Annotated in this window: 9 protein-coding genes; 4 read left to right on the top strand and 5 right to left on the bottom strand. The window is 37.3% G+C overall.

What is annotated here, in order from left to right; translation table 11 throughout:
- Positions 1-44: 44 nt before the first annotated feature.
- Positions 45-278, bottom strand: coding sequence for an MOSC N-terminal beta barrel domain-containing protein (locus tag P9B04_RS10480; protein WP_342054937.1), 234 nt, complete (start codon positions 276-278; stop codon positions 45-47).
- A gap of 277 nt (positions 279-555) precedes the next feature.
- Here P9B04_RS10480 and P9B04_RS10475 point away from each other — a divergent pair, with 277 nt between their 5' ends.
- The 4 genes from P9B04_RS10475 to P9B04_RS10460 all read left to right on the top strand — a co-directional run bounded on the left by P9B04_RS10475 (position 556) and on the right by P9B04_RS10460 (position 4,838).
- Positions 556-1,329, top strand: coding sequence for an ABC transporter permease (locus tag P9B04_RS10475; protein WP_342054936.1), 774 nt, complete (start codon positions 556-558; stop codon positions 1,327-1,329).
- A 329-nt stretch (positions 1,330-1,658) separates the two neighbouring features.
- Entirely contained in the window at positions 1,659-2,924 is a 1,266-nt protein-coding gene (locus P9B04_RS10470; RefSeq protein WP_342054935.1) for a sensor histidine kinase, read from the top strand.
- Positions 2,925-3,090: 166 nt separating this feature from the next.
- Positions 3,091-3,921: an ATP-dependent sacrificial sulfur transferase LarE gene (gene larE / locus P9B04_RS10465; protein WP_342054934.1), complete on the top strand. Its 831-nt coding sequence runs from the start codon at positions 3,091-3,093 to the stop codon at positions 3,919-3,921.
- A 32-nt stretch (positions 3,922-3,953) separates the two neighbouring features.
- Positions 3,954-4,838, top strand: coding sequence for a lipid kinase (locus P9B04_RS10460; protein WP_342054933.1), 885 nt, complete (start codon positions 3,954-3,956; stop codon positions 4,836-4,838).
- A gap of 54 nt (positions 4,839-4,892) precedes the next feature.
- Here P9B04_RS10460 and P9B04_RS10455 read toward each other — a convergent pair whose 3' ends face one another.
- From P9B04_RS10455 to P9B04_RS10440, 4 genes are all read right to left on the bottom strand, one after another.
- On the bottom strand, positions 4,893-5,111 hold the full coding sequence (locus P9B04_RS10455; protein ID WP_342054932.1) for a Calvin cycle protein CP12: 219 nt from the start codon (positions 5,109-5,111) through the stop codon (positions 4,893-4,895).
- Positions 5,112-5,358: 247 nt separating this feature from the next.
- Positions 5,359-5,997, bottom strand: a complete 639-nt coding sequence (locus P9B04_RS10450; RefSeq protein ID WP_342054931.1) for a hypothetical protein — start codon at positions 5,995-5,997, stop codon at positions 5,359-5,361.
- Between the two features lie 142 nt (positions 5,998-6,139).
- Positions 6,140-7,366: an ISL3 family transposase gene (locus P9B04_RS10445; RefSeq protein WP_446717988.1), complete on the bottom strand. Its 1,227-nt coding sequence runs from the start codon at positions 7,364-7,366 to the stop codon at positions 6,140-6,142.
- A gap of 141 nt (positions 7,367-7,507) precedes the next feature.
- Positions 7,508-7,924 carry a hypothetical protein gene (locus P9B04_RS10440; protein ID WP_342054929.1) on the bottom strand — a complete coding sequence of 139 codons (417 nt, stop codon included), beginning with the start codon at positions 7,922-7,924 and terminating at the stop codon, positions 7,508-7,510.
- Positions 7,925-8,008: the final 84 nt, after the last annotated feature.

The raw sequence follows: 8,008 nt of genomic DNA, 5'->3' as shown, positions 1-8,008 counted from the left end.
TCTTTGAAGTAAATTGTACCACAACCACGCTTCAACTGAAACCGTTAGAACCAGACTTGATTTAACCCATCATCATAAGTTGCTCTGAGTTGATAAATTCTTTGATTACTTTTGCCATTAGTTAATTTTTGGTCTTCAGTAAAAATTGCCCATTGTCTATCATATTTTAAAGCACCACTCTTAAGCAAAGCTGTTTTAGAAATAGATAAACCATCTAAAGATTTAATGGGATAAATGATTATTTTCTCTAAGAAAGGTTTTTGGTCGATTAATTCCATATTTTCATCTCTCTAGTGAATAATAGATAGCAATTCCCATACTGCTACTTAACGCTGAATGCTTACCTTGACTTGCTCTTAACTTTGCCAACCCACTAAACAAATAGCTGTAATTAGACTTAAGATAGGTAAAATTATCCAAGGCTTGATTTTGTATCTTTTCATGACGATAATTTCTAACGAAGTGCAAATTTCCCATAAGATCATGATAACAGTAAGTCGATACTGGGGAATAATAAAAAAGTAAATAGTAGTAAGTAAGGATACTTTGACAACCATGAATTTAATTAGGATCTGGATCATTGCTAGTAATGGATTTAGAGAGGTTATTCGCGACCGTATTCTCTACGTTATTGGATTTTTTGCCGTTGTTTTAGCCCTATCTTTACGTTTACTTCCTGAAATTTCCGTGGGGGCAGATGGTAAAATTTTTCTTGATGTGGGTTTAGGATTAAGTTCTTTTTTAGGGGCAATTGTCGCTATTTTTGTTGGTACAGCTTTAATTAACAAAGAGATTGAAAAAAGAACAGTTTTGATCTTAATTCCTAAACCTATTAGCCGTGCAGAACTAATTGTGGGTAAACACCTGGGTTTATGTGGTGTTTTAGGGGTTGTTATTGGAATTATGACAGTGCTTTATTTGGGAGCATTGAGTTGGGCAAATATCACCTTTTCTCCTTTTAGTTTACTCATTTCCCAAGTCTATTTGTTATTAGAATTAGCAGTTTTAACAGCTGTTGCAATCACCTTTGGGGCGTTTACAAGTTCAATTTTAGCAACCCTTTTAAGCTTTGGTATCTACATCATCGGACATCTCAGTGGAGATTTACTGGAACTGGCACAATTGAGCAAAAATCCTCAGATAACTGCCTTAACAGAAAGCATCTATTTAGTTGTTCCTAACCTAGAAAGATTTAACCTCAAAAATACCGCCGTTTATGGGATTGTTCCCAGTGGTTCAGACTTATTAACCAACGGCATCTATGGCATAATTTATATTGTTTTATTGCTCACAATTTCTAGCTTCATTTTTTCTCGCCGACAATTTTAAGAAGAGATTTTGAAACATCCTTAAGTTTTTACTGGCGATACCAATTAAATCCGCAAAAATGGGATGAGAACATCCCATTTCTAGTAAAATAATTCTCCATAAGTAACTTTGCCTGTATAATTAGATAGAGTAGTTTGTAATAACTAGATAATCATTGATTAGTCTAAGGTTTTATATTAAGAACTATTACAAAAACTTCAGATCCTTGACAAAAATTCATACTGTGATGTGGCCGTTAACTTCTAATATGTCCGACTCCTTTAATGAGACAGTAACCTGATGAATACTTTGACAGATCAATATTCACAGATTTTCAGCAAGAGATAAAAATGCACCAAAATCTATACTACCAAAATTGGTCAAAAAACTTAATCAGGCAAATTTATTGTACTTTAAACTCTGATATTTATCCTCAAGAGAAAATCACTGAGATTTTAGGGTTAATAGGGGAAGCGTACCAAGTTGATAACGTAGTTTTATTAAAAATAGAATCATCCAGTTGCCTAATTTATCAGACTTGGGGAATCAATTCTCAAAATTGGCTAAAAAACTTTATTGATCAACAATGGTTTCCTTCAGTTAAATGTAGTCAGGAAAACAAAATTTATCAATTCTGTCAAAATGATACTTTGGAGAAGGAATATGGAAATGTTTCTTACTACCAAGAGATAAAATATCAAAGTCAGTCTCAATGTTGTGTTTTGAGGTTTCCTATCTGTCTGAGTAAAAAATTTTTTGGTTATTTGATATTAGAGACAAGACAATCAGAGAGAATTTTTAACGAGGAAGAAACAGATAATTTAGAAATTATTACTAATCAAATTGCCATAGCTATTCGGGAAATTCAGCTACAAGAAAAAATAAACGAAATAGAATTAGAAAATAAAAAAATGAAATATTCTAGTGACAACAAAAGTGATTATTTTTCCCATGTCAGTCACGAATTAAGAACTCCCCTTGCTGGAATATTAGGGCTGTCCAAGATGTTGAAACAAGAAATTTACGGTCCTTTAAATGAAAAACAAAAACAGTATGTCAATGGAATTAGGGTATCAGGAGATCATTTATTGGCATTAGTTAATGATTTCTTGGATCTATCAAAAATCGAAGCTAATAAAGAAGAACTATTTTTAGAAACTGTTGCAGTTGAAGACATTTGCTTAGCAACAATATCCATAGTTCAACCCAAGGCAGATGAGCAAAACATAGAACTAATTTTACAATTAAGCGAACAGGTTGACTTTTGTACAGTTGATCAACGAAAAATCAAACAAATTCTCATTAACTTACTATCCAACGCCATTAAGTTTACTGAAAAAGGGTCAGTAATTTTAGAAGTTCAAAAAATAGAAACCTACCTAAGTTTTTCTGTCATAGACACAGGAATTGGTATTAAAGAAGAAGATCAACAGAAACTATTTCAACCCTTCCAGCAAATTTATAGTAGTCTCAGTCGCAAACACAAAGGTACAGGTTTAGGTTTAGCTTTATCGCGGAAACTTGCCCAACTCCATCAAGGAAATATTACCTTAACATCAGAATATGGTAAAGGCAGTTGTTTTACCCTAAAATTGCCCTTTCAGAAACAAAGATAACTGATGATTCGTCACATCTTAGTCTGCATTAAGATTAGGTCAGCTTACTTTTAAAATACTTACTGCTAATATCTTTAATTCCTGGGCTAAATTATTTTCATCAATTCAATACCATGACCCTGATTTGCTAAAATGAGAGAGAATTAAAACATTGTTCTAAGATAAAATGTTAACCGATAAATTAACCCAATTACAAACAATATTTAAGGGAATGGAAAAGGCATTAATCGCCTATTCCGGAGGAATTGATAGTACATTAGTTGCTAAAGTTGCTTATGATGTATTGGGCGATCGCAGCTTAGCAGTAACGGCGGTTTCCCCTTCCTTACTCCCCGAAGAATTAGAAGATGCAAAAATCCAAGCTGCCACCATCGGTATTTCCCACGAGTTAATTGATACTCACGAAATGGATAACCCTAACTACACCTCAAACCCCGTTAATAGGTGTTATTTTTGTAAAAGTGAACTCCATGACACTCTCAAACCATTAGCCTTAAAACGGGGTTATCCCTACGCTGTAGATGGGGTTAACGCCGACGACTTACGAGACTATCGGCCCGGTATTCAAGCGGCCAAAGAAAGAGGAGCAAGATCCCCTCTCGCAGAAGTAGGAATAACGAAATTAGAAGTCCGTCAACTTTCCCAAGCATTAGGATTACCTTGGTGGGATAAACCGGCACAACCCTGTCTCAGTTCCCGTTTTCCTTACGGTGAAGAGATTACCATTGAAAAATTGCAACGGGTGGGACGGGCTGAAATTTATCTACGTAACTTAGGTTATCATAACCTACGGGTTCGATCGCAGGGAGACACCGCTAGAATCGAATTACCTCCTGAAAAGATTAAAGAATTTGTCGCTACCACAGACTTAGGAGAATTAGTGGTTAAATTGCAAAAATTGGGCTTCATATACGTCACCCTTGATTTACAAGGGTATCGCAGTGGTAAATTAAATCAAGAAATATTGGCACAAAATGCAGTCAACACGCTAAGCTAAGCAATAATAACGGGTCATAAACCAGCATTACCATGACAAAACGGGCCCTACTTTTAATAAACCGCCATTCTCGCAAAGGACAACGCAGTTTTGCCCAAGCGGTAGATATTCTCAACGATTTGGGTTTTGAGTTGATCATTGTTCCCATAAAGTCTTCCCAACATTTGCCCAAACTCGTCAAGAAACACGGACGAAAGGTAGATTTAGTTATTGTGGGAGGAGGGGACGGAACCCTAAACGGGGTTGTTGATAGTTTAATGGATATGAATCTCCCTCTAGGGATTTTACCCTTGGGAACTGCAAACGATCTCGCCCGTACCCTGAAAATTCCTGTTAATATTCCTCAAGCGTGTCAAGTAATTGCGGAGGGACACCTAAAATATATCGATCTTGGTTGGGTTAATGGTAAATACTTTTTTAATGTGGCCAGTTTGGGATTGAGTGTCAGTATCACCGAAAAATTATCTAGAGGGGCCAAACGTCGTTGGGGTATTTTAGCTTACGCTTTCACTGCTTTACAAGTGATTAGTCAAACCCGTGCTTTTCGGGCCAAAATTGTCATAAATGGGGAAAAAATTAAGGTAAAAACCATTCAAATTGCTGTGGGAAATGGGCGGTTTTATGGAGGGGGAATGGCAGTGGCAGAAGATGCTACTATTGACGATCAAAGGCTAGATTTGTACAGCCTAGAGTTGCAATCTTGGTGGCAATTATTTCCCCTTCTCTGGCGACTTCCCCAAGGACAACACGGGGATTTACCTTGGGTGAGAACCTTGGAAGGGGAGTACATTGAAATTTACACTCGCAAGGGCCAAGATATCAATAGCGATGGGGAAATTGTGACTACAACTCCTGCTACTTTTCGGGTGATTCCCCAAAGTTTAGGGGTGTTTGTCCCGAAAACTATCAATGATTAAGGCATTTTTTTAGCTATGAATTAACAGTTAATGATCAGCAATAACTGTTAACAGTTATACGTCATAAATTCTGCACTCGTCCGCCTCGGGATGTTCTTGACAATACTGCTGAAAGTTTGTCTGTTGTTTCTTGTGAGAAACCTCAGCAAAAAGCTCTTCCACTTCGTCCCATGCTTCGGCTGCTTGTGTCGTTTTACCTTCAGCAGAAAGTTTGCGTGCTTCTTTAATAGCTTCGTCGATACGTTCTTGTAAAGTTGTGTTGGCAATAGTCATAATTTTTTTGTTCACACCAATGTAATTAACTTATTTTTAAGTTAGCGTAAACAAATTTCATCCTACATCGCTTGATTGGTTCACCCAGTTGGGTGAATAGGTAATTACACAGCATTTTGGGAGTTATTATACCAAATCCGCTTTAGATACCCTCTTTTAAAATTAACAGCCTAAAAGCTGAAAACCCTTCTGCCTCCTGCCCCCTGCCTCCTGCCTTCTACATTTTCAATACTGGTCACGATAAAGGCTATATACCTCTTGCATTCTGTCGTAAAAGCCAAACCAAAGCAGCTCCCGTAATCGCTCCGGATATAGTCCCTGCTACAGCGAAGCTCACAGCAAGGGCAACAATATCGTCCACAGCGAAGCCCACAGCACCGCCTACAGCACCGCCCAAACTCGTTGCCAGTATCCACCAAGGAGTTTGAGAAAGCCGTTTTCTGAGTACCAACCACTGAGTTAGGCCTAAAGCTCCTCCTACCACAGTACCGAACAGAAGGAAGTCGACAGCACTGACCACAGCACTGCCCACAGCAAAGAACACAGACACGCCCACAGCAGCGCCCACAGTGGTTGCTAGTATCCACCAGTGAGTTTGAGAAAGCCGTTTTCTGAGTACCAACCACTGAGTTAGGCCTAAACCTACTCCGGCCACAGCACCTAACAGAAGGAAAGCGACAGAATTGGCCACAGCAGTGCCCACAGCATCGTACACAGCATCGTACACAGCAATGGTCAAAAAGAAGCCCACAGCATAGCCCACAGCACCGCCCAAAGTCGTTGCTAGTACCCACTGAATCCAAATATTCCACCCTACTTTTTTCCGATGGAGATATTTCCGTAGTTCTTTTGGTACTCTTACAGCAATACCCTTGCGCCCGTCCATAAACTCCTGAAAAATATAATCTCGAAGAGGACTATTATTAGATGATTTTTTAGAGATTAGGCGCAGTAACGGTTGGGATAATTTAGAAATAACATTGCTGTGTTGCTTAGCAATTTGGTTCTACCGAACTTAGTATGTAAATTTAAGCAGTAAAATGCCAAGTTAGGAAACTTCTAAGTTTAAAATTATCAAAATTTCTAAAACCATAACCCCTTCTTTTAATCAACTTTAATTTATTATTAATTCCTTCGACAATACCGCTAGTCGTTCTTTCATCAAAGTAAGCAATAATTTCTCCTATCCAACGTCTAATTGTTCCACAACTTTTTGGATAAACTTCATAAGCTTCTGCACACCATTCAGCTAGTTCAAGTAATCCTGAACTCCAATCAGAGTTTTCATCAAACACTCTTCTAAATTTCTCTTTTAGAAGGTGCATCTTTGAGAGAATGGGGACAGTTTTATAAACTTCTTCTAATTTCTCTTTTTGTTGCTCGTTTAAATCCTCTTTATTTTTAAGTAAGGCATATTTACTCTTATTTAATCCTGAAAGTAATTGTTCTTTTTCTGGAGAATCTTTTAAAGCGATCGCTTCCCTTTTTGATTTTTTTCTTTGACCATCCAACTCATCGGTAACTTGCTTCATTACATGGAAGCTATCTGCTACTATTTCAGCTTGTGGCATTAATTTAAGAGCCACTTTTTTATAAGGTTTCCAAAAGTCTATACTAACTTCAACTATCTGGGCTAAAACCTCTTCTCCCCAAGCTTCTAGATGTTTTGAGACTTCCTCTTCTGTTCGTTTTTCTATCAGTCCTATAATCACTCCTTTATCCAAATCTACTAAAACTACATAATAATTTCCTTGTCCTTTAACTACAGCAATCTCATCAATTCCTAATCGCCTTAATTTCTGTGGTTTCTTCTTCTCTAATTCTTGACCTATATCTTTGAGCATCGTTTCTATCTCCTGTTCACTCACTCCATTTCTTTCTGCTACGTTTTTAATATCCCCATTTAAAACTTCTGCGACAATTTTCTTCTTTAATCTTTCTGTATAAGTTCTTTTTTTCTTAATATCTTCTAATTCTTCTGTGAATTTTTTTTGACATTTTTCACATCTCATTTGACGACGATTTATTTTGAGGTACACATCTTCCTCTCCCCAAGGTAAATCTCTGACGGTTAGTTCATTATTTTGATGTAGCTTTCTAGTGACAGAACCGCAGTATATACAAGTTGCTTTTTTATCCACTTTCTCTAATGACAAAACTATTCCCATTCCCTCTATTAACTGATAATCTATAACGGTAAATCCTTCTAATTGAAGAATATTTGTCATTAAGTTTAGTTGAGAATTTGATGGCATTAGTGTAACTTGATTTGAAATAGCATTCTTTTTCTAACATCTATTTAACCATTAAATCTCTCTAAAAGCAATCCTTATCAAGCTTCTGCTTATTATTCTCTTATATTTATACTTTCAAAAGTACGTTTTTATTTTTATAATTTACATAACAGGTTCGGTAGAACCAGCAATTTCTAATTGCAGACTTCCCACCTTTCCCTGCTCATCCGGTTTTGCTGCCAAAAAACTGGTGAGAAGTTGACGAATTTCATCGGTTTTTTGGCGAGGTAACTCATAAAGCAAATAAGAGCGTAGCCAATCAGGCATATAATTGTATCGAAACCAAGGTAAACGGGCTAAATCCGTGAGTCGGCAAGCTTGGAAAAGTGATTTGCCATCCTCTGTTTTAAGCATATTGCCCAAGTAAACCGTGAGATTCCAATGAAGTTCTGGAAATACGGCACAAGCGGCTAGCCAATAGTAACCCGCTTCCCCCAAATAGTATCGAAGAGACTCTAAAACCCCAGTCACCAGCCATGATTCCGGTGGCTCTCGCTCAATCCAACGTTGAGATCTCACTCTCAATGCTTCTGGGAAAGGAGCTTTACCCTGCATTATTCATGAGAGAATTAAGAACAAGCATGAAAGCCTTATGCAATCAGG

Source organism: Crocosphaera sp. Alani8, from assembly GCF_038442745.1.
In the GTDB taxonomy this organism is placed as follows: domain Bacteria; phylum Cyanobacteriota; class Cyanobacteriia; order Cyanobacteriales; family Microcystaceae; genus Crocosphaera.
The sequence above is the reverse complement of the archived record's forward strand: the minus strand, read 5'-3'. Positions and strand labels throughout refer to the sequence as shown.